This is a genomic window from Bacillus cereus group sp. N12 (genome assembly GCF_016483575.1).
In the GTDB taxonomy this organism is placed as follows: domain Bacteria; phylum Bacillota; class Bacilli; order Bacillales; family Bacillaceae_G; genus Bacillus_A; species Bacillus_A toyonensis.
The window spans coordinates 26,988-51,742 of the sequence record NZ_JAEHBO010000033.1 but is presented as its reverse complement, the minus strand read 5'-3'; the positions used below and the strand labels follow the sequence as shown (position 1 = coordinate 51,742).

Here is a 24,755-nt window from a genome sequence, read left to right as displayed (position 1 = left end):
CTAAAAAAACTGTGCACAAAAACCTGCATGGTAACAAGTTTTTGGCACAGTTCTATTATTTAATCCCTTTCATAAGTACCTGAATCTTTGGAGCCATGAAATATAAAATAACACTTAAAACAATGGATATTCCGCCAATTACACCGAAATAAATAATCTCTGTTTCAGGATTATATAATCGAACAAGCTGCGCATTGATAGCTTGTGCAGATGCACTCGTTAAGAACCATAAACTCATTGTTTGAGCAGAGAACGCTGCTGGTGCTAGTTTTGTAGTAATAGATAAGCCGACAGGTGATAAACAAAGTTCCCCGATTACGACTAAAAGGAAGCTAATGATTAACCAAATTGGGCTAACAAGAGATTCGGTACCATGGATATATGCAGGAATAATCATCACTAAGAATGATAAACCAGCAAATAATAAACCGATAGCAAATTTATTTGCTGTACTTGGTTGGCGTGAATTCAGCTTTACCCAAAGCCAAGCAAATACTGGTGCTAGTAAAACAATATAAATAGGGTTTAAAGATTGGAACCATGAAGATTGAACCTCAAATCCTGCAAAGTTTAACTGCGTACGTTGATCAGCATAACTAGCTAAGATGATTGCTCCCTGCTCTTGAATCGCCCAAAACATTGTAGCAGCGATAAATAGTGGTATATAAGCAATTAAGCGAGATTTTTCAACTTTTGTCGTCTTTGGACTACGGTACATAAAGACAAAGTAGCCTGTTGGAATTAGAATACCTAAGATACTTACAAGTAAAGTAAATCGATCAATCGTTAAAATACCTGTTGGAATTGTTAACACACAAACTAGTGCAATTGCGATAATACCAATACTAAACTGTATAAGAACCTTTTTTCTTTCCTTGTCTGTTAAAGGATTTGGTACTTGCGTTCCTGCTAATCCTAGATTTTTCTTTTTCGTAAGAACATATATAATTAATCCAAATAGCATACCAATTGCTGCCACACCAAAACCTAAGTGGAAGTTATACTTTTGACCAAGTGTTCCAATCACAAACGGAGATAATAGTGCTCCTAAATTAATACCCATATAGAAAATACTGAAACCTGAATCACGACGAGTATCTGTTTCACTATATAAATCACCAACAATACTAGATACATTCGGTTTTAATAACCCTGTTCCAAGTACTAAAAATACCATTGAGATAAATAGTGTACTAACCGTTCCTGGTAGAGCTAATATGAGATGACCGATCATTATTAAAACGCCACCCCAAAATATTGTTCTACTTGAACCTAATAGGCGGTCAGCAATCCACCCACCAATAATGCCTGACATGTAAACTAACGAACCATAGATAGCCATAATGGATGCAGCTGTGGCATGATCCATCCCTAAGCCACCTTTTGAAATGGAATAGTACATATAGTAAAGTAATATTGCTCTCATTCCGTAGTAAGAAAACCGCTCCCAAAATTCTGTAAAGAATAAAGTAAATAGTCCTTTTGGATGTCCAAAGAAACCATTTTGCGGAACGGTGCGAATAATATCGCTTTTGTTAAGCTTCTCCATAAAAACACACTCCTAATATACAGATATAATGATACTGATTAAGTATATAACAAAAAATAGAAAATTTAAACAAATATTAATTCGTTAAATGATTAGATTTTTTAGAAAGAATAAATTATATATTGTTTTTAATGATGATTTCATTTAGATTATATAATATAGATATATTAATTCGAATGTTAATACTGTATAAATATAAATACAAATGTAGGAGGATTTATATATTGTCAATGAAAGTCGTTGCGATTGAAGATATTTATCAAGAAATATTGGATGGAAAAAGGAAACGATTCCCTCCGAATACTTGGAAAGAAGATATGGATAATAAGCTCGCCCGCAGAGTAATCACATATTTATTACACAGTATCTTAAAATGGGATAAGGAAGACATCAGAAAAAAATGGAACACTCAATTACTTGTAAAGTATAAATTACGAGGATTACTCAAACATAGATACGAAAATAGCCCTTTTAAAGCAATAAATGATTTATACCCAAGTGAATTTAAAGAATGGGAGTTTGGTATGACTCCTTTAAATTTTTGGACGAAAGAAAAGGCATTAACGATTTTGAGATGGATGATTGAAGAAAAAAAAGGTTTATCGAACGAAAAGCTCTTACGCGTATACGGCAAAAAATGGTTGGAGAAAAACAAACTTAGTGCCCCTCTGGCTATGTACTGGAATAGTAGTCCGTTTGCAATGATTAACGACTTGTACCCTAGTCGTTTTAAAGAATGGGAATTTCTCATGACGCCCAATAACTTCTGGACAAAAGAAAAAGCATTAGAAGCATTGAAATGGACCATTGAAGAAAAAGAAAAATTAACGCCCGAACAAATACTGGATGTATACAGTATAAAGTGGCTAAAGACTCACAGATTAGCATCTCCATGTCAATTAATGTGGGGAAATAGTCCATTTAAAATGATAAACGACTTATATCCAGGTCGCTTTAAAGAATGGGAATTTAAAGTTACACCAGTTGGCTTTTGGTCCAAATGTAAAGCACTAGAAGCATTAAGATGGACCATTGAAGAGAAAGAAAAACTGGATGAAAAACAGCTATTAAACGTATTTAATCAAAGATGGCTCATAAAACAAAAATTACGGACCCCCTTACAACGCTATTGGAAAGGAAGCCCCTACGGGATGCTTATTGCTTTATATCCAAATCGTTTTTCTAAAGGTATGTTAAAAGGGTATTGTAATAATTAAAGTGGAAATATAAGTATGCAGAGACGCCCTTTGGTGTTTCTTTTTGAAATCCTATGTAAGTACATTCTTATGTGCCTATCGCTTTATTTATTGAAGAAAGTGAACCTGTTATATTATTTCCCAATCCATCTCGTCAAAGCCATACCAAGAAACCCAGCGCCCATCCCTATCAGCCACCCAGTTTGGGCGCTCCCAAACATAGATCCCACTCCCGCGCCAAGAAACGTACAGCCCACGAATACTAACCCCTCTATGCCCCAGTTCGGTCGTTCCATACTTCATCCCCACCCTTTCTTTACAACATATGCTATATGCAAGCTAAACTTTCTAGCTTATGAACTGTTCATTTTCTCGACTATAACTATATGTTTCATATCCATTACTTACAGGTCCAAATGGCCTTTTTACATCAATTCGTCACTTAACTTCATTGGTTACTTTTTTCATCTCATAGGAGATTATTTCTCAATACATAACACATGGAATAATATTTCCAGTAATGGTAATATAAAGGTACCTTCAGTTGTTAACTGTTGTTCCCTTTTTGAAAGTCCTGTCAAAATACAGGACTTTTTCATCTGCAAATAGCATTTTTGTCAGTTATTTCGTACATTGATATATATACAACTATACATTTAAGTTTTATAATAAAAAACGATTTTATGTAGTATCATATACGACTTTTTCTTTGCTTTTAGGACTCTTACTCAATTGTAAGGGGCATTTTTTTGTTCAAATAAAATATCTATATAGAGATAACGACATTCAAGTAAGTATTTGATAAATTTCGAAGAGGATATGCTGAAAGATAACAATTGTATATCCTTTTCATTGGTTCCTCTACCTGATAAACCTTACAAATTTGTAATACTATTGTCACCTTAATTGATAGTAAATTGGTTTATTATACAGACTATTGACCATATTTAATACAACATCATTGGTAGGTGTCACTTAATGGGTAGAAACTTATTACGCTATGGAATTATAAGTATAGCTTTTATTACCATCCCTATTATATTTATACTTTTGGCGTCAGCTCATTTCATTCCAAAAGAATACAATGAGGAATGGCCAGAAGTAAAAAAGACTGCTGAACTAGTAACTATCGGTTACTTCAAAAAAGAAAGAAATCTCGATATTCAGGTAGTATAGTCATCGCAAAAACTCCTTGATGACTAATTTTCTCTTTGTTTCCATTCTTAAAATCTATTGCACCGACTAACTTGCCATCAACTTCGGCAATAAACTGTATATAATTTGGATTTTCGTAATAAGCTTTTAACGTTTTTTGAATTGCATCAACACTCATCAGCTTTACATCCTCAACCGTACTTAGCATGTATGGAGCGTCTATTAAAGCTCTTGAAGCACAGTTTAACATTCTTTCTGCATCCTGTTCTTTAGCTTCTCTAATTGTGACTGTTTTTCCGTCCTTAGATTTATAAGTAAAAACGCTATTTGATAGTATATTAAACACACCTTTCGGAATATAATTACTCGAATTTTTTATCCTTCCACAATTCTTAAGTAAGAGAAAGTCAATTGCTATAAACTTGATCATACTTATTTATCCTCACATTATTTATTTCTTTGCTTCCATACCCCATTCTCTTTACGATAAGTATTCTTGCCATCCATGAAGTCAGCCGTATTACCCGAAATGCTATATTTCTTATTCTTTTTCTTAGCCTTCTTCTTCAGCCTTTTCTCTTCTTGAATAGCTTGCAAATCTGCCTTCCATTGTTTCAACAAATCCTTTTCACGTCGCATCGAATTTGTACCCTTTGGTTTAAAATGTGAACCAAATAATTAGATTCTACTTGTTTATATAGAATCCTTTAATATAAATGTTTGCTATCTTCTTAATTATTGATTTAGGGGGCCCGCCACATTGCTATCAAGCTAACAAAACAAAATACCCCCTAAAACGAAAAAGAGATGAAGAAAATAATAAAAAGCTTATCATTATGTACTAAAAGATAAGCTTTTTTGTCTACACTTATTAAATTTTATTGGATTTATTCCAAGTTAATATAGTAATAAAATATTGAATACCAAACAAAATAGTAACAAGTAGAATGAACTTTATACATACTAAGATCCATCCAACAATATCTTGAGGTAATTGATTATGATATGTAGTGTATGCTACACCAGAAAAAGATAAAATAAGGGTATAAGATAATTTATCTTTTAATTTTTGTTTTAATTTTTCCTTATTATCAATTTCTGGTTCGTAAACACCAGCTAAAATGGATCTAATAAAGAAAAATACCATATAACAGATAATGATACCAAGAGCTGTAGCCCATTCTAGAAACGGTCTTTGTAAATATACGCCCCTTATTATTAGATCTAGGAAGGCTAGCAATAAAACCACAATTCCAGACTGGGCCCAAATTTTCATTTCAATTTGCTGAATTCTTTCATCTGAATGTGTACTGAGTGAAAACAAATTTTTTAGTTTTTCCATTCTATTTTTCCTCCCAAAATAATTCATCTAAAGTTTTATCAAGTGATTTAGCTATATCAATGCAAAGCCTTAAAGATTGATTATATTTATTAAGTTCAATAAGACCAATAGTTTGTCGAGTAACATTTACAAGCACAGCTAATTCTTGTTGAGTTAGCCCCTTTTCTGTTCTTGCAATTTTTATTTTGCTTACTGACATTAAATACACCCCGTTTGTAAAGATAATTCTCATACTTTTTATCTTATATTCTATATATTAAATTATAAACATTATTAATGCAATATATATTTTACATTAAGGTGTATATAGATTACTTTTACTCTTTCTATTTCTATTATTTTCGCCTCTAAAACTATCTCACAAATATAAAAATACGCTATGCTTTCTGTAGAATCATTGGAAAGGATAGCGGTTTTATCTGTCTATTTCTGTCTCTGATGAATTACAACTATTTGCTCAAGAAGTTCAAAGTTTCTTATCTCCAAATATCTTACGAAATTTTGCTAGAGACTACTCGAAACATCAAATGTTAGGTACTAAATTTCAATAACGCGTACTGAAAATAATAAAACACTTTTATAAACCAGCGGAACGTTTAAGAAATCGATTTTTCTCTTATCGAAATTTAATTAGCTTACAGTAACACAGTGGTCATATATTTTTATGAATAACGGAAGAATATATAGAAATTACTACAGAAATGTGAAGTTTAATTAATTTAGGAGGAACAGACTTGTTTAATCAGCTTGTAAAATTTATACCGAATTTATTTACGATTGGAAATTTATTATGCGGTGTTTTCTCAATCACCTTGAATATGAGTGAATATTTAGGAGTAGCCTCCATTTTCATTTTCTTTTCAGCTGTTTTAGATTTTCTTGATGGAAGAATTGCGAGAAAATTAAAAGTGAACAGTGAGTTTGGCATAGAATTGGATTCCTTAGCTGATATTGTTAGTTTCGGCGTCGCTCCTGCGCTTTTATTTCATACGATAGCAACACCTTCTATTTTAACTTCTTTGGCATTTATCCTTTTCCCAACAATGGGTGCTTTAAGATTAGCTAAATTTAGTGTTAAACCAACTATTGGATATTTTAAGGGATTACCTATTCCAGCTGCAGGATTATCATTGGCTGGTATGGGATTGTTTTCATATAGCAATGCATGGATTACTTTAATCGTCGCTCTCTTAATGGTAAGTCCCATTAGGTTTAAAAAATTTTAATTGAGGTCACGCCCAACGCCATTAAGGAGCATTTCAAATAGATTTAAAGTGTCAATAAGTATAAAAACGCGGGACAATAATATTAAATGAGGTGCCATTCGTAAAAATTAAAACCATCTTTTTAAGGCTATTGCGTTAATCCATCGATATGTTGTTCTGAAACGTCAATACACTTTTAACAGGAGCTCCCTTTATCAAGAGAGCTCCTGTTCTTATTTCTTCTTCTTTTCTGTCGGTTGGCTTTGTTTAGCAAAATTAGATGAATCATCAAAGTTCGGTTGCTTTTTACCAGCATTATTACTTCTACCTTTTCCCATATGTAATGCACCTCCCCTCAACCCTTACTATTCCCAATAAAAAAATTCTCTTGCATCCAAGAGAATTTTTGATTGGGTTCTTATTGATAATACCTAAACATTTCCAACACTGCCATTTCATAAAAGATGGATCAAATGTTAAATTCATTAATGCTAAAACAAATATTACATTTTCATATTTAATGGATAATCAATTAATAATCCTAATGTATTTCCTGAAGCTGCAACAATTATGATTTCCTTGTCTAACACGTCATCTATAACTTCTTTTAATTATTCTTACCTATCATATAATATTTTCCTACACATTGAGGTTGCATGTTGTATAAGGAAGCCCTTCTTTTTTCCATGCAAGAAATCCTCCCTTTAAATTCACTACTTCCTTTATACCAGCTCTTTGTAAAATACTAGCTGCTATAGCGGAACGTAATCCAGTTCGACATTGCAAAACTATTGGACAATCTTTCGGTATATAATCTATCTGTTCAAATAGATTACCTAAAGTGATATGTATTGCATCATGAAGATGTCCTTCCTCCCACTCTTTTTTACTACGCACGTCGATTACCTTAACGCTTCCATCTTTTATATGCGGATATAATTCAATTGGTGTTTTTTCTTTGTAACTTTCAAATCTATCAAGTCTTTGTATAACTTGTAAGGGTGCAAAAGCAATAATATTATCTAGCCCAATAGATTCAAAGTCTCTAATAACCTCTTCCACTCTAACCTTTTCCTCATCTAGAATGATTAAAGTTTCTGTTTTATAATCTAGTAACCATCCACACCAGGTTGTGAAGGAATTGTTATACGGTATGTTAATTGATTTCTCCATGTGACCAGAAGCAAAACTCTCTACATCCCTTATATCAACTATTTGCTGAACGCCCCTCATAACTTCTTGAAGTTCTTCTACTGTTTTAATAGCAAAAACTTCTCTTTTCTTACGAATTGGAGGACCATACTTATTTAAATTCTTCATTAAAGAAAAATACCTTGGGGGCTCTGGCTGCCCCGTCAATAAAGTCGATACAAAATCACTTTCTTCATTACACTGAAATGCCCAATTGAACATCTTTTCATAACCTAATGTAGAAGTTGGAATTGCTCCTAATGCTTTTCCACATGCGCTTCCTGCACCATGTGATGGCCATATTTGCAAATAATCAGGAAGTATTTTTATTTTTTGTATAGAATTAAATAATTGTTTCGCTCCTATTTTTGAAGTATCTTTCATACCTACAGCGGTTTCTAATAAGTCCGGCCTTCCTATATCTCCGACAAAAATAAAATCACCTGTGAATATTCCTATCGGCTTATCATTCGTATAATTATTTTGACTTGTATCAGTTACTAAAAAAGAAATACTTTCAGGAGTATGCCCTGGTGTGTGAATTACATTAAATTTTATATGACCTACTTTAAACTCTGTCCCCTCTCTAACTAAATTATATCGACCTTCGTTAAGATATTGATATTTCCAAGCACAATCACCTTCATCAGATACATATAAATTGGCATGATAAAGAGTAGAAAGTTCTCTAGACCCAGAAAGAAAATCTGCATGAATGTGAGTTTCAGCCGCAGCAATTACTTCCATCCCCTCTTTCTTAGCAAATTCTATATATTGTTCTATATAGCGACCAGGATCAATTACAATTGCTACGCCTTCCTTCTGACAACCGACTAAATAGGAAGCATGTGCTAATTTTTCATCAAAAAAATATTTTAAAAGCATAGCTATTCCCTCCAAATAGTTATTTCAAATTGATTTTCAATTTTTGTAACCACTTTTTATCTTCTCCTATAGAATCCCTTTCAACATTAAATTCCAATACATATATGGCAACATATATCTTTTAAGTAAAAACATACTATACCGTTCTTTCGCTTGATTAAATGGAAACGTTTCTTGGGGCTCATGTTCATAGTTAAATTCAGCGAGTATAAGACTTTTATATCCTGTAACAATCGGACATGATGTATATCCATCATATTTAGCCTGTGAATCTCTTCCACTAAGTACGTCCATAATATTTTGTTTTAAGACAGGTATTTGTTTTCGAATTGCTGCTCCAGTTTTAGAGGTAGGTAAATTGGTACAATCTCCAAGTCCAAAAATATTTTTATATTGCACATGCTGCAAAGTATAAGGGCTTATATCTACCCACCCCTGATGATCACTTATCTCACTCTCTTTAATAAAATTTGGTGGCCCCATTGGTGGAACAACATGTATCATACTATATGGTACTGTTTCTCTTTTTAGTGTTTGCGTATCTTCAAAAATTGCCTCTCTCTTTTCGCCGATAATTTCTACTAAATTTTTATTATAATTCGTTATAATTTGCTTTCTTTCTAGTACTTGTTCTAAAGTATTTGCATAACGTGGAACCTGAAATATGTTAGCGTTCGCAGTATAAAACATTACTTCACTGTTGTTTCTTACACCGCTATTAGAAAAATACTCTTCTGCTAAATACATAATCTTTTGTGGAGCACCACCGCATTTAATAGGAGTATTGGGGTGGGTAAAAACCGCATTTCCTCCTTTAAATTTTTCAATTTCTCTCCAAGTTGAATCAACATATTTATAAGAGTAATTGCTACAAACCCCATTATTCCCAATAGACTCTTTTAAGCCTTTAATACCTTCCCAATTAATTTGTATACCGGCTGCTACAATAAGAATTTCATACTCAAGCAGCAGTCCATCATTTAAAAGTATCTTATTTTCAGTCGGAAATAACTTAACAACACTTTTAGGAATCCACGTTGCTCCTTTTGGAATAAGCGATTCTTGATCACGCATCGTACTTTCCTTTGAAACAATGCCTCCCCCCACTAAACTCCATAGTGGCTGAAAGTAATGTTTTTTTGACGAATCAATAATCGCTATACTTTCTTTCAATAGGGGGACATTTCGTAATAAATGTGCAGTAGAAGATAGTCCTGCAGTTCCAGCACCAATCACAATAATTTTATAACTATCTCTAGTCTTCATTATCCTCCTCCTATCTGAAATTAATTTTTAAATTAACTCATTGTTAGCCTTATTTCATTGTAGTAACAATATTATAAGTTATAAACACTATTATTTTTTCTAATTTAAATGAATATTTTGTTAATATTACCCATTGAGATTACTATATGCGTAAATCTCTTATCTTACTTCTTTAATTTGTTTCAAACACTACAATCTTTACATTTTTCAATGTTATCCGTATACTATGTCACTTTATTAACATTAAATTTCTAAAGATAATGAAATGCAAGTGCCTATGGTATGGTTTGTCCATCCTCCTTTTCAGGGGAAGTACAAAAACAAACTTATTCCAATAGCTCTAATTTTTCGAAAGGAAAAGCCCACTACGTTGCGATAGCACCCAATTTAGGGGTGGGATAAGCGTGAGGTCAAATGCGATGTACAGATAAAATATTAGAAATAGTATAATTTTCATAATAGACAAGTAAAAGTCTCTAAAACAAACTTGTTCTCTGAAAACAGAATACATATGAGGTTGGAGTAACAAATTCTTATACTCCGTAAAATGTATTGAGTCGTCAAGCACAAGACGCTAAAACACATTTGAGAACTCACAATCTGACTCGTTTGGCAATAAAACGAGTGCCGTGTCTGCTATATGCACTGGATACGGAGTCGTGATGGCATACTGCAATCTTGCACGTCAACGATACTAGAAATAGACTTCACCTTTGGTAGCAAGAATCCCACTGAAGTTAGTCAGCTTGTGGCTTTGGCGGTGGGAGTGTCAAATATATGTGCTTTATTCTTTCATTTTGTTTACACACTTAAACGAAACGAGCATATGATATTATATACTAATCCAAAAACCATATTGTCTACTTTCTAAGAGCACTGATCTGTGTTCTTTTTTTTGTTTTCAAATTACTCTAGATTTCCATCGATACTACTAAAAACTTAAGCCTTGTATCTCACCCTACTCAAATACCATTCAGAATAGCTCCATGTACTTGTTATCTCCTACCTCATAATTCCGATCCATATCAATTGAATCTTGCAATAGCTGATCACTAGATCATACAATATCTCTGTCATATATCTCCTTACCATTTTTTATCTTTTAAACTTTTGTATCTTAGTATTTTATAATTATCATATTGATCATGAAGGGATAAAACCGGAAAGTGACTTCTATTAGTCCAAGCACTTCATATTTCAACCACATACACTATAAAATGTTTGGAGTTTAATACATTATTATAACTTAAAGTTAGGAGGGTTTAATATGGCAGCATGTAAAGGTTTAGCTTGTGTTATATTCTCTATATGGCCAGTGGGAACAATTGTTACAGTTACTACTAGATCAGGCCAAATTATTGGTCCTGCTACTTTTTCTCAATTTATTCCGAATACTTGTGCGGTGATTTTAGTTGAAGAAGATGTGATTACCCCCTCTTCTACCAATACTATATTCATAAGTTGTGAGGATATAGAAAGTGTGACTTTAACCACTCCTTAAAATGATTCATATGGTTCTAGCTTAATCCATATTTAAGCCAATCTAATGAATGTCTTTTTTCATGAAAGATCTAATCTGTATGCCCTAAAGTGCTCCCTTCTAATGTATCTATTATTTCAATACATTGCTTTAATTTTAATTTTTTCTCTTCTAAAGGTTACTTGTCTACACATCGTTCTACAAACTTTCATATGATATAGTATATTGTTTAAAGGAGGGATAAATTTGTTCTTATGCAATTTATTTGGTTGTTCAGGTGGAGTATGTAGTATTTTTAAAGATTTACAACCAGGCGAAGTCGTTACTGTGACTGGTAAATCTGGAAATATTATTGGACCTGCTATTTTTACAAATTTTAATCCTAATACTTGTATCGTCACATTAGAAGAGGAAAATTCAATTACTCCTCCTACCACAAGTATTACTAAGATTAGTTGTAAAGAAATAGAAAGTGTTACATTTTTCTCATAATATATTTTAAACCTAAAGCAGGGATTGAAATATGAAACTCTTATACATTACTTCTGGTTACTCAAAAATCTATCAATATTTAGATCAAAGCATACAGGGAACACTTATCGATCAAAATTTCGAATGGTTAGCAGTAGAGCCGAGTGAATTAATACAGCAATTGGATTTCATTACAACAACGTTTCATCCCGATATTGTTTTCACCTTATTAGGTAATCATCTACCACAAAAAGCAATCCAATATTTTAAAAAAAGGAAAATTAAATTAGCTGTCTGGTTAACTGAGGATCCATTTTATATAGATACCTCTCTTCTTCTATTAAATAACTTCGATTTTATATTTACTATTGACAGTGAAGCACTTAAATATTACGCAGCTTTAGGATATACCAATGTATATCACTTACCTTTAGCAACTAATATAGATGTATTTAAACCTAATCTAAAAATCCCAAAATATAAAAGTGAAATATTGTTTATTGGATATCCTTATCCACTCCGGGTAAAATTGATACATTTTCTTTTGGAAAAAACCCCTTATCACTATACTGTTATTGGTCAACACTGGAGAAATAAGTTATTAAAAAAATGGAAGAATCACCGAAGAATTAAGATTATAGAAGAATGGGTTCCACCTCAAGAAGTTGCACTCTATTATAATAACGCTAGTCTTATTTTAAATCCTCATCGTAGTCATCTATTTCCACAAAATAAAAATAATAATAAAGTAAAAAATAATACCATTAATAACCGTACCTTTGATATTGCCGCTTGCCAAGGCTTTCAAATTATTGAAGAAAAATCTGACCTTTCATCTTTCTTCAATAAAGATGAAATTATATCTTATAACAGCTTTGAAGACTGTTTAAATAAAATATCTCTTCATCTATATGATACGATTTCAAAAAGATTAATGGTCGAAAAAATTCACACAAAAGTGATTACACAGCACACTTTTCATGAGAGAATCCACTTTATAACAACTATTTTACAATCACAGCTTCAGTAATCTACTAAATTAATAATATCTTTTCTTCTATAATCATTCTGAATAAATTAAAATGCTTTTTCAATTTTATGAAGGGGCATTTTAATTTATCTTTCCCCCAATAATAAAGATAGGCGAAAGCCAGAACTCATTTAACCGTCCCTGTAGTTCTTCTCTTTTCTGTATTAAGCAGCTAGCTTTTACTAGCTGCTCTTTTTTATCCACATATCATAAGACTTCGAATACATAATGTTTGAAAGTGCTCTGTTTTATCAAAATGCGATTCGCTACGATTGCCTTTTTTATTTCTCAACATCCAAAATATGGAATAAACATTCCAGTAATGATAATATAAAGGTACCTTCAATTGTTAACTGTCATGCCCTTTTTAAAGGCCCTGTCTAAAAACAGGGCCTTTAAAATTTATTCTCTACTAAAGTATTTTTGTTATAAGTCTCTCTATAAACAATTTAATTTCCTCAGTATCAAATTAAATCCCACGAAATAGGTGTTCCTTTTTTGATATCCTTACTTGCTTTCTTTCCAATAATTTTGGATAAGTGTTTTGGCAATAAACCATTCCCTGGTCTAATAGCTTTAATATTTTCATTTGTAAAGACTTCCCCCGCCTTTATGTTTTCTACTACATATAATGACCTTCTAAATTTTAAAGAATCTTTTTCTATATCAGTAGGGCCATAATATATATTCCCCAAAGATTCCCATGCTTTTTCAGTTTCGCTTACTAATAATTTAAATTCAGCTGGTTCCATTGAAAATTTAGCGTCAACTCCTCCATCCAATCTCGAGAGCGTTAAATGTTTCTCAATTACTGTGGCACCCAAGGCGACACTCGCTACAGATACACCTACTCCCAGTGTATGATCAGATAAACCTACTTCACATTTAAATAACTCCTTCATATGAGGTATGGTAGCTATGTTTGTAGATTTTGGAGATGCAGGATACGTACTTGTACATTTTAATAGAATTAATTCTTTACACCCCTCTTCTCTCGCAGCTCTTACTGTTTCATCTAGTTCAGCAATCGAAGCCATACCTGTCGAAATGATTATTGGTTTTCCTGTTGCGGCTACTTTACGTATGAGGGGGATATCAGTATTTTCAAAAGATGCAATTTTATAACATGAAACATTTAATGACTCTAGAAATTCTACAGCTGTTTCATCAAACGGCGTACTAAATGGTATCATTCCTAACTCTATACAGCGATCAAAAATTGGTTTATGCCACTCCCATGGTGTATAAGCTTCTTTATATAAATTATAAAGTGATTTACCGTTCCATAAGCTTTTTGTATCGTGAATTAAAAAATCACCATTATTTATATTTAATGTCATTGTATCTGGTGTATATGTTTGAATTTTAAAACCTTGTGCTCCAGCCTCCGCAGCTGCCTCTACAATTTGCAACGCCCTATCTAATGATTGATTATGATTCCCTGACATTTCTGCAATAATAAATGGTGGCAAGCTATTACCAATCTCTCTACCTCCGATATATACATTACTCAATTTTTTCACCTTCAAGTTCTTTTTTTATAGCTTCTTTCTTTTCCGTCCATTGTTCATGAGACAGGGTCATTATAATGACATCAATATAATCATTATTCCTATAAATATAGTTTTCATATCTTCCATCTTCTTGGAACCCAAGTTTCTGATGAAAGTTTAAACTAATACGGTTTGATTCTATTATTTCTGCGCACACTTTGTGTATGTCTTTCGTTTCAAAAATATAGTCTAATGCTAATAAACCTAATACAGTTCCAGCACGTTTTGCGCTTTGTTTTTCACCTATATAAAATCCCCAATAACACGTCTGATTCATTTCATCTATTTTTGTAAAATTAACAAATCCAATTGGTTTTTCTTTATATGTTAATAATCTTGCAACCTTTGTATCATCTATTATTAGTTTTTCATACCATTTTACATGCTCGTCTATTGTAATTTGATGGTCGTCATACATAACTGAACGTATTTCTTTTGTATTCCGCCACTTTAAAATAAGTTCTAAATCTTTCTTTTCTAAACTTTCCAATTGAAAATCCCCAATACCTAACATACTATCCTCCTAAAATAATTTTTTCTATTTCCTTTGAATTACTGGCACACTGTATAGAAAGAGCTTTATTAGACATTTCTTTCACTATTTTAGAATCTGATAAAAATTTGTTTAGACATTTCGTAATTGTTTTATCCGATACACTTTCAGCTGTACCAATATTCCATGTAGCTCCAGCCTTCGCTACAGCCTTGGTTACTTCAATTTGATTATCGGCAGTTGTAATTGTTATAGAAGGTAATCCAAGAAAGCAGCGTTCCCATGTGGTTGTACCCCCAGCTCCTATCCCTAAATCGGCTCGTACGAGAAACTCTTCCATGTTCTCTATTTGACAATAAAATGAAGCGTTAGAAACACTCTTGCAATAAGTTTGAATCTCCTCTTTATGCGGATTTTGGCTTCCTACGACAACGTCTATTTTTAAGTTATCTTTATTTATATTTTGTAAGGCTCTTAACGTTTTTAATGTCTCATTTGTTACATCATGTCCTCCAAAAAAAATAAAAATCCTTTCAATTTCTCCTGTTCTTTTTCGTGAAAACTTATTAGCGGCATGAAATTCTGGCCGTAATATAGCATATTTAGGTCCCAGTTTTACTAATGAATGCTCTGGTATTAAATCTTTATAGCGACCATTAAGGTTATCGTATAAATTTTGGTCTAGTAACAAATCACAGTCGTGCATTCGATTGGCAAGATCATCGATTACCATGATTTTTCTTACATTTTTTCTTAAAGCAGACTCCCACTTATTATCTAATCCATAATGATCAACAATTAACCAATCAAAGTTGGGAAGTTGTGACAAGATATCATTGGTCTGTTTTGCATCAACAAACCAATGATATTTTAGCCAATTTAAATAACTCCCGTTTTTTGCACTTAAGAAATTCGTATTTTCACCATCTCCATCTAATACAAACACATGAAATCCTTTATTTAAAATATATTGATACAAATCACCTTGCAGCTCACGACAAATGAAATATACTTGAGCACCTTTATTTCGCAACTCTTGAGCCAGTGTCAAACAACGCATAATATGACCGGTACCTATTTCAATAGATGCGTCGGCGCGAAAGACAATTTTTTTCTCAAGCAAGATACTCCCTCCTCACTAAAAGCACTATAATTTATTAACTTATAATTTCGTTTCTCTATTCAGCTCATCTACTAATGATTGTTGATTTGCCCATTTCAATTTCACATGATTATTCATTTCAATAAGTTCAGGATTTCGAAGGATGTAATCTTTTATTTGATGAAAAAATAAAGGTTTAGATTTTACATTCAGACCTTTATAAAGTTCATTGAACATATCTAAATCCGGTTGTTCATCTAAAGTTAACCTCCAAGTAGGGTAACAAAAGGGTGGAGGAAGTTTCACTATATTGATACGAAATAAATGTGGATTATTAATAAAATAAAACGGAAGGTATTCTGCATAGGTTAAAGGTTTTGGGGTTTGTAGTAGTCGTTCAATTGCCTCTAATGTAAAAATATCGCCTGCTGTTCCGACAGGTAACGTACTTAACTCTGCCTGTGTATAATCTGCACCACTTTTCAAATGTTCATCTAGTAAAAAAGTATTAATTTCTGGTGACACAGCTGGGCAATCTCCTGTAATCCGTATGACAATGTTTGCATTTTCTTGTTTTGCAGCTTGGAACATGCGATCAGCGGTATTTTCTGGATCACCTCTAAAAATCTTAACCTTTCCATCTAAATTAAATTTTTCCAAAGGGTCATCTTGTGCAATCTCTGAAGTAGCAAGTATGACCTGATGTTTTCCTGGAATAGCTAATGTATTTATAAGACATCGTTCAATGGAAGACACTCCGTGTATTGGCAATATTGCTTTTAAAGGTAACCTAGTAGATTTTAAGCGGCAAAGTACAATTATTACTACCTTAGGAGGTTCAATAACCTCTTTTGTTAATGGGGTACCTGCAGACAAATTATATACAGCTACCTGAGGTAATAATTCCTCTGCTTCAAGCTCGTTCAGCGCATTTTCTACAACATTTAATTCCATTGTTACTTTATTAGCTGTAATAATCTCTCCCTTTTTAATATCAACTTTTGTAACTGCTCTTAACAATTTCTGATTTTGCAATTTTATTAACACCCCTTTCATTTAATTTTTAGCAACACTATAAAACGAAAGAACTTTTCTCATAGCTTGTATTACATCCCACACATCAGCTTCTGTCATTTTAGGAAATAGAGGCAGCGTAATAATTTCCTCATATACGTTTTCTGCTTGCGGACAAACACCTTTTTCAAAACCTAATTTTTGATAAAACGGTTGTAAATGTACGGGTATATAGTGCACATTCACACCGATATTTTCTCTTTGTAACGCTTCGTAAACTTCTTTTCGATTACATTTTAATAATTTAGTATTTAAACGAATGATATAAAGGTGCCAGCTCGAACTGGTTTGAGGCAATTGCTTTGGTATGATGATTTCAGATAAAGAACTAAATTCTTTATTATAGATGTCTACATATTTCTTTCGAATCTTAATAAAAGAGTCTAACTTACTTAACTGTGATATACCAAGAGCAGCTTGTATATCCGTAATTCTATAGTTGTAACCTAAGAATTGCATTTCATAATACCAAGGCCCATGATTTTCAAGAAGTTTATGGGGATTCCTTTCAATTCCATGTGTACGGAATTGAACAAGTTTTTCATAAAAAAGAGGATTATTTGTGGTAATTACTCCGCCCTCTCCGGTAGTAATATGTTTTACTGGATGAAAGCTAAACATTGTCATGTCACCAATTGAACCAATCTTTTTATTTTTATATGTGGCTCCTAATGCGTGGGCTGCATCTTCAATGATAATCAAATTATTTTCTTTTGCTATTTTTTGTATTGCTTCTAACTCTACAGGCTGCCCAGTAAAGTGTACGGGAATAATGGCTTTTGTTTTGTTTGTAATCATTTCCTCTATAGATTTAGGACTAATGTTATATGTTTCATTGTCAATATCGGCAAATACCGGCTGTCCTCCCTGATATAAAATACAATTTGCACTTGCTACAAATGTCATTGGAGTTGTAATTACCTCATCTCCCTCAGTTATACCAGCTGCATAGCAGGCCGCATGCAATGCAGCTGTACCATTTGAAAAGGAAACAGCGTATTTTGCTCCCACATATTTCGCTATAGCCTCCTCAAACTGTTGAACCATAGGTCCTGTTGTTAAAAAATCCCCTTTTAATACGTCTACAACAGCCTGAATGTCATATTCATCAATTTGTTGCTGACCATATGGTAAATAAGTTTCTCTAACAGGCTTTCCTCCATGAATACCGAGAATTCCCCTTACCATTACTCTTTCTCCTTAGGGTTAATTTTTAAAGATTTAATCCACTCTTCTGTTTTAATAACTCCATCTTCTAAAGAAACTTTCGGTTCCCAGTTTAATATTGTTTTTGCTTTTTCATAGTTACATAATAATTTTTGGATTTCACTTTGCGGATGGATATGAGTTACATGTTGAATACTTACTTTATTTCCTGAAATCAATTCTGCTAATTTATTAATGGATATATCTTGTCCTGTTCCAGCGTTGATAATATGACCATTTGCTTTTTCAGAGTATCCTGCTGCCACAACAAAATCTGCACAATCTTCAACGTATAAAAGGTCTCTCGTTTGTTTTCCATCCCCATATATATTCAGTGGTACATTATCTAATTTATTATTTATAAAAATGGCAACAACCCCACCTTCCCCACCTGTTTTCTGGAATGGACCATACGTATTAAATGGGCGAATAACCACTACAGGTAGCTTATAAGCATAATAGTAAGATAAAACCATGTTTTCAGCAGCAATTTTTGATCCAGCATATGGAGAAGCTGGTTTAATTGGGTCTAATTCTGATATCCCTTGTATATTAGTAGCTTTATCATATACCATACAAGTACTCATAAAGACCATTTTGACATCATACTTAAGACATTGTTCTAACAAATTAAAAGTACCTATTGTATCATTTTCAAAAGTTGATCTAGCATCATCTATACTATCTTGAACATTAATACTCGCTGCTAAATGATAACAAAGGTCAAATGAATTATTTTTAAATAATTCATCAACTAATTTTTTATCTTTAATATCCCCTTGAATGCATTGTTTTAAATTCAAATCGTGTGCAAATTCGGTAATATTTGCAGTAGTTGAATTTGCTAAGTTGTCTAATATCCATACTTCATGCTTATCCTGCAATAATCTCTTTACAACCCACCTACCAATAAAACCTGCACCACCAGTTACTAATATTTTCATAGTTTCTCCCCTCCTGTTAATAGTTGCTGGTTTAATATTAAATTTCTAAGCTCTTCTTTTGAAATCGCATTTTGATTATCAGAACGGTAAAACCCTGCTTTCGCCCTTTTTGCATTTTCATATTGTGTACCCTTTTTTAATGGACTAGGAATGATAAACATATCTGGTAATTCAAAAGCCTGTAAAGACTCATCATGTGTCATAAGTTCTTCATACATTTTTTCACCAGGTTTTAATCCAATTTCTTCAATTTTTATATTCTCCTTAGGCAACCCATATAACTTTGTAACTTCTTCTATCATCACTTCACTTAAATCTTTTAATGAAATAACCGGCATTTTTAATATAAAAGTTTCACCACCCTTTGCTATTTTCATTGCTTCAATTGTTAACATAGTTGCTTGATTCAGTGTCATCATAAATCTACTCATACTAAGATCCGTTACAGTTATTTTTTGGTTTTCTTTAATTTGATTTTCAAATAAAGGAATGACAGAGCCTCTTGACCCCATCACATTTCCGAAACGAACACTTGCAAATATCGTTTCACTTGAACCTTTTGAATATTCCGCTGATGTAATCAATCTTTCAGCAGTTAATTTTGTTGCACCGTAATTATTTGTTGGTGAAATTGCTTTATCAGAGCTTGTAAAAACTACCTTTTTTACTTTCTGAGCAATTGCTGCTTTTATTACATTTTGTGTTCCAAAAATATTGGTCAAAACTGCTTCAAACGGATTATATTCACAAAAAGAAACATGCTTCATTGCGGCCACATGAAACACATAATCAATATTTTCCATCGCACTAAACACTCGATCATAATTGCGAACATCTCCAATTAAATAACGAATATTTTGACTCTTATCCCTGAATTCTTCTTGTAATAAAAATTGATTATATTCACTTCTACTAAAAATCCTTACCACTTTTGGCTTTTCCTGTAGAACATTAGAAAGAATACTTTTTCCAATTGTTCCTGTTCCACCAATAATTAAAACGTTTTTATCTTTAAAAAACATGAACATATATACCTCCTCATATTGAAATTACTTTTAGCTAAGAAAACCTCTCTTCAAATTGTGTGTAGTCCCATAGGCAAGCCATTTGTCGAGAGATAAACTAGCTTGAAGGATATTGAAACATACGTTTCTATTGCAAATTTATGATACATATTAATCATAGAAAACTTAGGAAATGATGTTGCTTTAGTAATCCTTTACTTCAAACATTAGTAAGTGGTGATTAGTTTAATCTTTTTCACTTTGAATTAATTTTATCAATCTTTTCGTGCATGCTTCTTGCGGATAGTTTTCAGTAATAAATTTTCTTCTTAATTCTTTCGCTAGATTTGATTGTAAAGAATCATTTAGAACTTTTTTAATCGTGCTAATCATATCTTCCATAGAATGATTTACAAGCCAATCTAATGTATCGTAATATTTATAATCCCTTTCCTCTAATAAAGATTTATAAACAACTACAGGTATATCTAATAACATTGCCTCTAACCCTACTGTTGAATTCGAGATAACCACAAGATTTGCATGTAAAATAACATCATACATGTTCACTTCATTTGTTATATATTTAACATTAGGATATACGTTACTTAACCTAATATATTCTCCTACTAAGTTACGACCTTTTTCCCAAGGGTGAGGCTTTATAATAACCGTAATATTTTTGTCTTTCACTAACTTTTCTGTCAGTTCAATATAAAATGAAGTTTTAAATGGCTGGGTTGCAATAAAAACCACTTTTGTAGAGGGGTCTATTTTTAATTTATTAAAAATAGTTTTTTTATCCACATATGCTCTATTGAAGATCTCATCATATCTGGGGTGCCCTATTATCTCAATTTGAGATTCACAGCCCCCTTTTTGAAGGTACCAATCTTGCTCATATTTTCCATATACGACCTGCTTTGTTGCAAAAACCGGAAAGTATGCTTCCTCTCCCATTATTGCACCATGCTGAAGACAATAACTTGGTATCCCCTCACTTCTAGAAAGAAAAGTAAGAGCTCTACTTGTTATATCTTCCGTAGTACCAACAATCACACCAGAAATATCTTGTTCTTTAAAAATAAAATGGGTCATATTAAGTTTTTCAATCATGATAGGGAGGTCGCTGAGTAATTTTTTTTGAAAAAACATGTTTGATAATAGTGGGTGTTTATTAAACTTTAAAAAGAGTTCTTTAGCTTTTTCTATGAAAACATGTGCGGTATTAGAGGCTTTATTTATATAATCTGGTGCACAAATTGTAGGAAGACCGTAAAGTTCTGTCTTTTTTGATCTTGTTAGTATCTTTGTTTGATTTGGATTAAAGTGGGTAAAGTTACTTACTGAAAAACGGAGATAATCTGAATTTAGGAGGATTGCTCCATTTTGATTTTTTCTTTTTATTTTTGATTGAAATACAGAAATTATTTTTTCAAACTCTAACTGTAACTGTGTTTCCTCTATGGGCTCAATTGACAGCTGCTTGTAAAAATTATGATCTTTCATTTTATTTTTTATATCTTCATCTAAATATTGATAAAAATTACTTAGTAATGGTAAAGGAATGTTATAATGCTTTAACTCTGAAAAAATATTTATATATTCTAGATTTAATAACCAGTAATTTTTCAAATAAATGTCACTCAATATTTCACCCTCTTTTTCTTCTTAAGTCTTCTCTTAATTCTTTACATGTTCTTTGTGGTGGTAATAGTTGTACAAATTCATTTTTTTCTTCGGCAAATAACTGCGCATGTATTGAATGAGGAGTAATATAATTAATATCTAAAACTTCATCTAAGGGATAAAAATCCCAATAGTGATTTAACCTCCAAAAGAAGCGTGCATCTCCTATCCGATAAAACTGTGGATCTTCATCCCAGTAAGAATTCCACCTTTTTTCAAGAATTGGTAAAACAGAGGCTCTATGCATAATAGAACAATGATCAATGGTACATGGAGCATTATTCGTAATTTTTTTTGCAGGTCTTTCAACCGTTTTAGTGGGCATATCTGATTCATCTATATGAATCGTTTTTGATGCAGAGTAAATAATTTGAACATCTTCATTCTTATCAAGATAACTAGACATCTTTTTAAGGCGTTCTTCTTCATATTGATTATCATCTGTAATATAAGTTATATATTCCCCTTTCGCATGCTTAAGTGCCTCATTAATTAAAGCGGCATATCTTACTTTTTTTGTCCTTTCAGAAATATGAGCTACATTACTTTTATAAAAATGTACATTTTCCTTATTTATGAATGGTTGAATCACCTTCTGGGTCATTTCATCTGAATCATCATCCATTATAAAAAGCTCGAAATCTTGAAATGTTTGGTTTAATACACTTAATATTGATTTTTCAACAAACATAGGTTTATTGTAACTTGTCATTATAACTGAAATTTTAGGCAAATATCCCTCTCCTCCTTATCAATAAATACAAAAACAGTTACGTTATTATATAAATAGAAAGGACAAACCGTTCCGATAATTTTAAAATAAGTTTATTTATCTATAAAAAATTAATAGCAGTATTTATATTCACCCATCTCCCTTTTTTTCTCCACAATAGTCCATACCATATCTATGAAAAGGTAATAAACTATTCAAGTATAAAAAAGAAAGTGTCGATAAAGCTTTAATTATTAGATTTCACTAGAAAAACACATTCAACATTCTAAATAGAGGTGAAAAATTTGCAACCCAAAATATCAATTATCCTTACTAGTTATAATAAGCCATCATTAATTAATCAAGTTATTGAAAGTGTTCTAATGCAAACTTATAAAGAATGGGAACTTTTTATTATGGATGATAACTCTTGTCCAGAAACTATAAATGTCATAAAAAATTATCTAGAGGATCCTCGAATTACTTATAAGAATAGTTTTATACAAGATGAAGAACGATATAAAACTACAAGATATGCAACACTGATCAATGAGGCAATTCCATTAACATGTGGGGATTATATTTGCTATCTAACGGATGATACTATTTACCTTCCAAACAGATTAGCTGAAATGTTATCTTTCTTAGAAAAACATCCTGAAATTGATGTAGTGTACTCTTCCCAATACGTAAAACATGTTGATTATAACTTACAACCTACAAATGAATTTGTGAGAGAAGCTTCGAAAATTTTATATACAGCTGCTAATGTTGTAGATCACTGTTCAGTTATGCATACTAAAAGAATATTAGTAAAAGTCTATGAAAAGTACCGTGGATATTGGGATACAAACCCTTTATATTGGTTTGCTGGAGATGCAATGTTTTGGAAACGCCTAAATACATTCCAACCTTTTTATCCCATTAACAAAGTGCTTGATATTACTTTTAAAACACCATTCTCTTTCCAAAACTTGTACGCTAACCTCCCTTCAAAAGATTTAAATGGTATTTTGTTCAGTAATTCACAGGGTGAAGTATTTTTAATTGATAATTTTAAACGCAGACTCATTTCAAAAGAAATGCTTTCCTATTTCAAATATAATCAAAATGAAATTGTCTTAATTCCCGATCCATTTATCTACAAATATACAGAAGGACCACCCATAAGCCTTACAACATCAATACCAAATCTACGGGTTGTGCAAAATGAAAAAGGAGTATTATTTTATATAGAAAATAATCAAAAACGTCCATTTATTAACACCATAGCATTCCGCAAATTTAAATTTTCAATTCAAGATATTATTAAAGTTTCACAACATAGTTTAGATCAATTTTTAGATGGACCACCTATTTATCCAAATTTATCTAATTACACGATCTTACCGGAAGGAAAGGTATTTATCTATCATCACAATTATTTCATCATGACAGATTATATGCTTCATCCCATAGATAAAGATATATTGCAAAAACTATATTTATTAAAGAACTGTATACCGATTTCAAAGGCCAATTTATCCTACTTTAGGATGGGCCCTCCTATTTCAACATACCCCTCTTACCTAGCTGAAAAATACTTAGAATAGTACCAAGAAGGAGTATTATCAATAAAACAATAGAAAAAGGTCCTGAACTAAGTACCATGCTTGCCTACAGTATTATTAAAGAATTAAACGGATTGATAGAAAATGAACTAAATAAAAGTCCACATTTTTCTATTATTATCTCCTAATAGAGTGATAGAATTTATTTAGGTGATCAAAGATTCTTTTGAACTTGTAAAATAAATTATTATAAAAAGAGGATGCAAATAAAAATGCTTCCTCTTTTTATATCAAATCAAACTAATACATTAAAATACTTTTCATTAATCCGGATAAGTAATGTTTTTAAGCAAAATATTATCTAACATCTTAGCTGTTACAATAAGTATATTCGTATAATTCACACCTATAACAAGTATTACATATTGCTTATGTTTCGTTACCTTTTTTTTGTATATAACAATAAAAAATTGTGAAATTTTATCGCATTAAGTAAGACACTTGATATCAAATATATTACTTTTACTATGAACTAAATGTGTTTATAGGACTTTTCTAGATAAACAAGGTGCTAAATTAACTCTCAAGAAGTCATTACCATTACATTTATCTAAAAATTGAAAAAATATGTGTAGATGGATATCATCTTAAATACATA

Annotated in this window: 22 protein-coding genes and 2 pseudogenes; 7 read left to right on the top strand and 17 right to left on the bottom strand. The window is 31.9% G+C overall.

Translation table 11 applies throughout. The features are described 5' to 3' along the window. Positions 1 to 55 precede the first annotated feature (55 nt). On the bottom strand, positions 56 to 1,549 hold the full coding sequence (locus JDS92_RS16380; RefSeq protein WP_199632161.1) for a peptide MFS transporter: 1,494 nt from the start codon (positions 1,547 to 1,549) through the stop codon (positions 56 to 58). A gap of 224 nt (positions 1,550 to 1,773) precedes the next feature. Here JDS92_RS16380 and JDS92_RS16375 point away from each other — a divergent pair, with 224 nt between their 5' ends. Next, positions 1,774 to 2,766 (top strand): DUF4046 domain-containing protein, encoded by a 993-nt coding sequence (locus tag JDS92_RS16375; RefSeq protein ID WP_098138661.1) that lies wholly within the window; start codon positions 1,774 to 1,776, stop codon positions 2,764 to 2,766. Positions 2,767 to 2,879: 113 nt separating this feature from the next. On the opposite strand, the gene JDS92_RS16370 is transcribed toward JDS92_RS16375, so the two are convergent. The 5 genes and pseudogenes from JDS92_RS16370 to JDS92_RS30905 all read right to left on the bottom strand — a co-directional run bounded on the left by JDS92_RS16370 (position 2,880) and on the right by JDS92_RS30905 (position 5,441). Continuing rightward, a complete protein-coding gene (locus JDS92_RS16370) occupies positions 2,880 to 3,041 on the bottom strand; it encodes a hypothetical protein (RefSeq protein ID WP_176519421.1) in 162 nt (53 codons plus the stop codon). A gap of 854 nt (positions 3,042 to 3,895) precedes the next feature. Beyond that, positions 3,896 to 4,246: pseudogene (locus tag JDS92_RS16365) on the bottom strand (GNAT family N-acetyltransferase); the annotation flags it as partial. 101 nt (positions 4,247 to 4,347) lie between these two features. Next, complete coding sequence (locus JDS92_RS16360) at positions 4,348 to 4,539, bottom strand: hypothetical protein (RefSeq protein ID WP_199632160.1); 192 nt, start codon at positions 4,537 to 4,539, stop codon at positions 4,348 to 4,350. 232 nt (positions 4,540 to 4,771) lie between these two features. Continuing rightward, a complete protein-coding gene (locus JDS92_RS16355) occupies positions 4,772 to 5,242 on the bottom strand; it encodes a DUF6773 family protein (protein ID WP_242476005.1) in 471 nt (156 codons plus the stop codon). Between the two features lies 1 nt (position 5,243). Further along, positions 5,244 to 5,441, bottom strand: coding sequence for a helix-turn-helix transcriptional regulator (locus tag JDS92_RS30905; protein WP_242476004.1), 198 nt, complete (start codon positions 5,439 to 5,441; stop codon positions 5,244 to 5,246). Positions 5,442 to 5,976: 535 nt separating this feature from the next. On the opposite strand from JDS92_RS30905, the gene pssA reads away from it, so the two are divergent. Beyond that, positions 5,977 to 6,468, top strand: coding sequence for a CDP-diacylglycerol--serine O-phosphatidyltransferase (gene pssA / locus JDS92_RS16350; RefSeq protein ID WP_199632159.1), 492 nt, complete (start codon positions 5,977 to 5,979; stop codon positions 6,466 to 6,468). Positions 6,469 to 7,086: 618 nt separating this feature from the next. On the opposite strand, the gene JDS92_RS16345 is transcribed toward pssA, so the two are convergent. Together JDS92_RS16345 and JDS92_RS16340 are read right to left on the bottom strand one after the other, a co-directional pair. Continuing rightward, the gene (locus tag JDS92_RS16345) at positions 7,087 to 8,523 is read right to left on the bottom strand and encodes an MBL fold metallo-hydrolase (protein ID WP_016130640.1); all 1,437 of its coding nucleotides are present in this window, start codon (positions 8,521 to 8,523) and stop codon (positions 7,087 to 7,089) included. 66 nt (positions 8,524 to 8,589) lie between these two features. Next, entirely contained in the window at positions 8,590 to 9,789 is a 1,200-nt protein-coding gene (locus JDS92_RS16340; RefSeq protein WP_199632158.1) for an NAD(P)/FAD-dependent oxidoreductase, read from the bottom strand. A gap of 1,267 nt (positions 9,790 to 11,056) precedes the next feature. Here JDS92_RS16340 and JDS92_RS16335 point away from each other — a divergent pair. The 3 genes from JDS92_RS16335 (at position 11,057) to JDS92_RS16325 (ending at position 12,770) form a co-directional block, all read left to right on the top strand. Then, positions 11,057 to 11,290 carry a hypothetical protein gene (locus JDS92_RS16335; RefSeq protein WP_016130642.1) on the top strand — a complete coding sequence of 78 codons (234 nt, stop codon included), beginning with the start codon at positions 11,057 to 11,059 and terminating at the stop codon, positions 11,288 to 11,290. A gap of 225 nt (positions 11,291 to 11,515) precedes the next feature. After that, positions 11,516 to 11,761, top strand: a complete 246-nt coding sequence (locus tag JDS92_RS16330; RefSeq protein WP_097957441.1) for a CGEA protein — start codon at positions 11,516 to 11,518, stop codon at positions 11,759 to 11,761. 31 nt (positions 11,762 to 11,792) lie between these two features. Further along, on the top strand, positions 11,793 to 12,770 hold the full coding sequence (locus tag JDS92_RS16325; RefSeq protein ID WP_199632157.1) for a CgeB family protein: 978 nt from the start codon (positions 11,793 to 11,795) through the stop codon (positions 12,768 to 12,770). A gap of 464 nt (positions 12,771 to 13,234) precedes the next feature. Here JDS92_RS16325 and pseI read toward each other — a convergent pair whose 3' ends face one another. The 9 genes from pseI to JDS92_RS16280 form a co-directional block, all read right to left on the bottom strand. Beyond that, positions 13,235 to 14,284, bottom strand: a complete 1,050-nt coding sequence (pseI, locus tag JDS92_RS16320) for a pseudaminic acid synthase (RefSeq protein ID WP_106080975.1) — start codon at positions 14,282 to 14,284, stop codon at positions 13,235 to 13,237. Further along, positions 14,277 to 14,837 (bottom strand): UDP-4-amino-4,6-dideoxy-N-acetyl-beta-L-altrosamine N-acetyltransferase, encoded by a 561-nt coding sequence (gene pseH / locus JDS92_RS16315; protein ID WP_000900606.1) that lies wholly within the window; start codon positions 14,835 to 14,837, stop codon positions 14,277 to 14,279. Before pseH ends, pseI begins: the two co-directional genes overlap by 8 nt. A 1-nt stretch (position 14,838) precedes the next feature. Next, entirely contained in the window at positions 14,839 to 15,939 is a 1,101-nt protein-coding gene (gene pseG / locus JDS92_RS16310) for a UDP-2,4-diacetamido-2,4,6-trideoxy-beta-L-altropyranose hydrolase (RefSeq protein WP_106080974.1), read from the bottom strand. A 39-nt stretch (positions 15,940 to 15,978) separates the two neighbouring features. After that, complete coding sequence (locus tag JDS92_RS16305) at positions 15,979 to 16,974, bottom strand: cytidylyltransferase domain-containing protein (protein WP_097957435.1); 996 nt, start codon at positions 16,972 to 16,974, stop codon at positions 15,979 to 15,981. Continuing rightward, a complete protein-coding gene (gene pseC, locus JDS92_RS16300) occupies positions 16,975 to 18,180 on the bottom strand; it encodes a UDP-4-amino-4,6-dideoxy-N-acetyl-beta-L-altrosamine transaminase (RefSeq protein WP_199632156.1) in 1,206 nt (401 codons plus the stop codon). Further along, complete coding sequence (locus JDS92_RS16295; protein WP_199632155.1) at positions 18,180 to 19,142, bottom strand: dTDP-glucose 4,6-dehydratase; 963 nt, start codon at positions 19,140 to 19,142, stop codon at positions 18,180 to 18,182. The genes pseC and JDS92_RS16295 overlap by 1 nt, the downstream gene beginning before the upstream one ends. Further along, the gene (locus JDS92_RS16290) at positions 19,139 to 20,164 is read right to left on the bottom strand and encodes an SDR family NAD(P)-dependent oxidoreductase (protein ID WP_033670649.1); all 1,026 of its coding nucleotides are present in this window, start codon (positions 20,162 to 20,164) and stop codon (positions 19,139 to 19,141) included. Before JDS92_RS16290 ends, JDS92_RS16295 begins: the two co-directional genes overlap by 4 nt. A gap of 228 nt (positions 20,165 to 20,392) precedes the next feature. Beyond that, entirely contained in the window at positions 20,393 to 21,796 is a 1,404-nt protein-coding gene (locus JDS92_RS16285) for a CDP-glycerol glycerophosphotransferase family protein (protein ID WP_098911950.1), read from the bottom strand. Positions 21,797 to 21,800: 4 nt separating this feature from the next. Beyond that, a complete protein-coding gene (locus JDS92_RS16280) occupies positions 21,801 to 22,568 on the bottom strand; it encodes a glycosyltransferase family 2 protein (protein WP_016130653.1) in 768 nt (255 codons plus the stop codon). A gap of 284 nt (positions 22,569 to 22,852) precedes the next feature. On the opposite strand from JDS92_RS16280, the gene JDS92_RS16275 reads away from it, so the two are divergent. Further along, the gene (locus JDS92_RS16275) at positions 22,853 to 24,139 is read left to right on the top strand and encodes a glycosyltransferase family 2 protein (RefSeq protein WP_016130654.1); all 1,287 of its coding nucleotides are present in this window, start codon (positions 22,853 to 22,855) and stop codon (positions 24,137 to 24,139) included. A 26-nt stretch (positions 24,140 to 24,165) separates the two neighbouring features. Beyond that, positions 24,166 to 24,285: pseudogene (locus tag JDS92_RS30900) on the top strand (sensor histidine kinase); the annotation flags it as partial. Positions 24,286 to 24,755: the final 470 nt, after the last annotated feature.

Excerpts from the sequence above, each read along its gene's own strand:
- JDS92_RS16360 (WP_199632160.1), bottom strand. The coding sequence starts at position 4,539 with ATGCGACGTGAAAAGGATTTGTTGAAACAATGGAAGGCAGATTTGCAA.
- JDS92_RS16290 (WP_033670649.1), bottom strand. The coding sequence starts at position 20,164 with ATGTTTTTTAAAGATAAAAACGTTTTAATTATTGGTGGAACAGGAACA.
- JDS92_RS16355 (WP_242476005.1), bottom strand. The coding sequence starts at position 5,242 with ATGGAAAAACTAAAAAATTTGTTTTCACTCAGTACACATTCAGATGAA.
- JDS92_RS30905 (WP_242476004.1), bottom strand. The coding sequence starts at position 5,441 with ATGTCAGTAAGCAAAATAAAAATTGCAAGAACAGAAAAGGGGCTAACT.
- JDS92_RS16335 (WP_016130642.1), top strand. The coding sequence starts at position 11,057 with ATGGCAGCATGTAAAGGTTTAGCTTGTGTTATATTCTCTATATGGCCA.
- pseH (WP_000900606.1), bottom strand. The coding sequence starts at position 14,837 with ATGTTAGGTATTGGGGATTTTCAATTGGAAAGTTTAGAAAAGAAAGAT.
- pseC (WP_199632156.1), bottom strand. The coding sequence starts at position 18,180 with ATGGTAAGGGGAATTCTCGGTATTCATGGAGGAAAGCCTGTTAGAGAA.
- JDS92_RS16345 (WP_016130640.1), bottom strand. The coding sequence starts at position 8,523 with ATGCTTTTAAAATATTTTTTTGATGAAAAATTAGCACATGCTTCCTAT.
- JDS92_RS16325 (WP_199632157.1), top strand. The coding sequence starts at position 11,793 with ATGAAACTCTTATACATTACTTCTGGTTACTCAAAAATCTATCAATAT.
- JDS92_RS16295 (WP_199632155.1), bottom strand. The coding sequence starts at position 19,142 with ATGAAAATATTAGTAACTGGTGGTGCAGGTTTTATTGGTAGGTGGGTT.
- JDS92_RS16370 (WP_176519421.1), bottom strand. The coding sequence starts at position 3,041 with ATGGAACGACCGAACTGGGGCATAGAGGGGTTAGTATTCGTGGGCTGT.
- JDS92_RS16340 (WP_199632158.1), bottom strand. The coding sequence starts at position 9,789 with ATGAAGACTAGAGATAGTTATAAAATTATTGTGATTGGTGCTGGAACT.
- JDS92_RS16380 (WP_199632161.1), bottom strand. The coding sequence starts at position 1,549 with ATGGAGAAGCTTAACAAAAGCGATATTATTCGCACCGTTCCGCAAAAT.
- JDS92_RS16305 (WP_097957435.1), bottom strand. The coding sequence starts at position 16,974 with ATGAAAGGGGTGTTAATAAAATTGCAAAATCAGAAATTGTTAAGAGCA.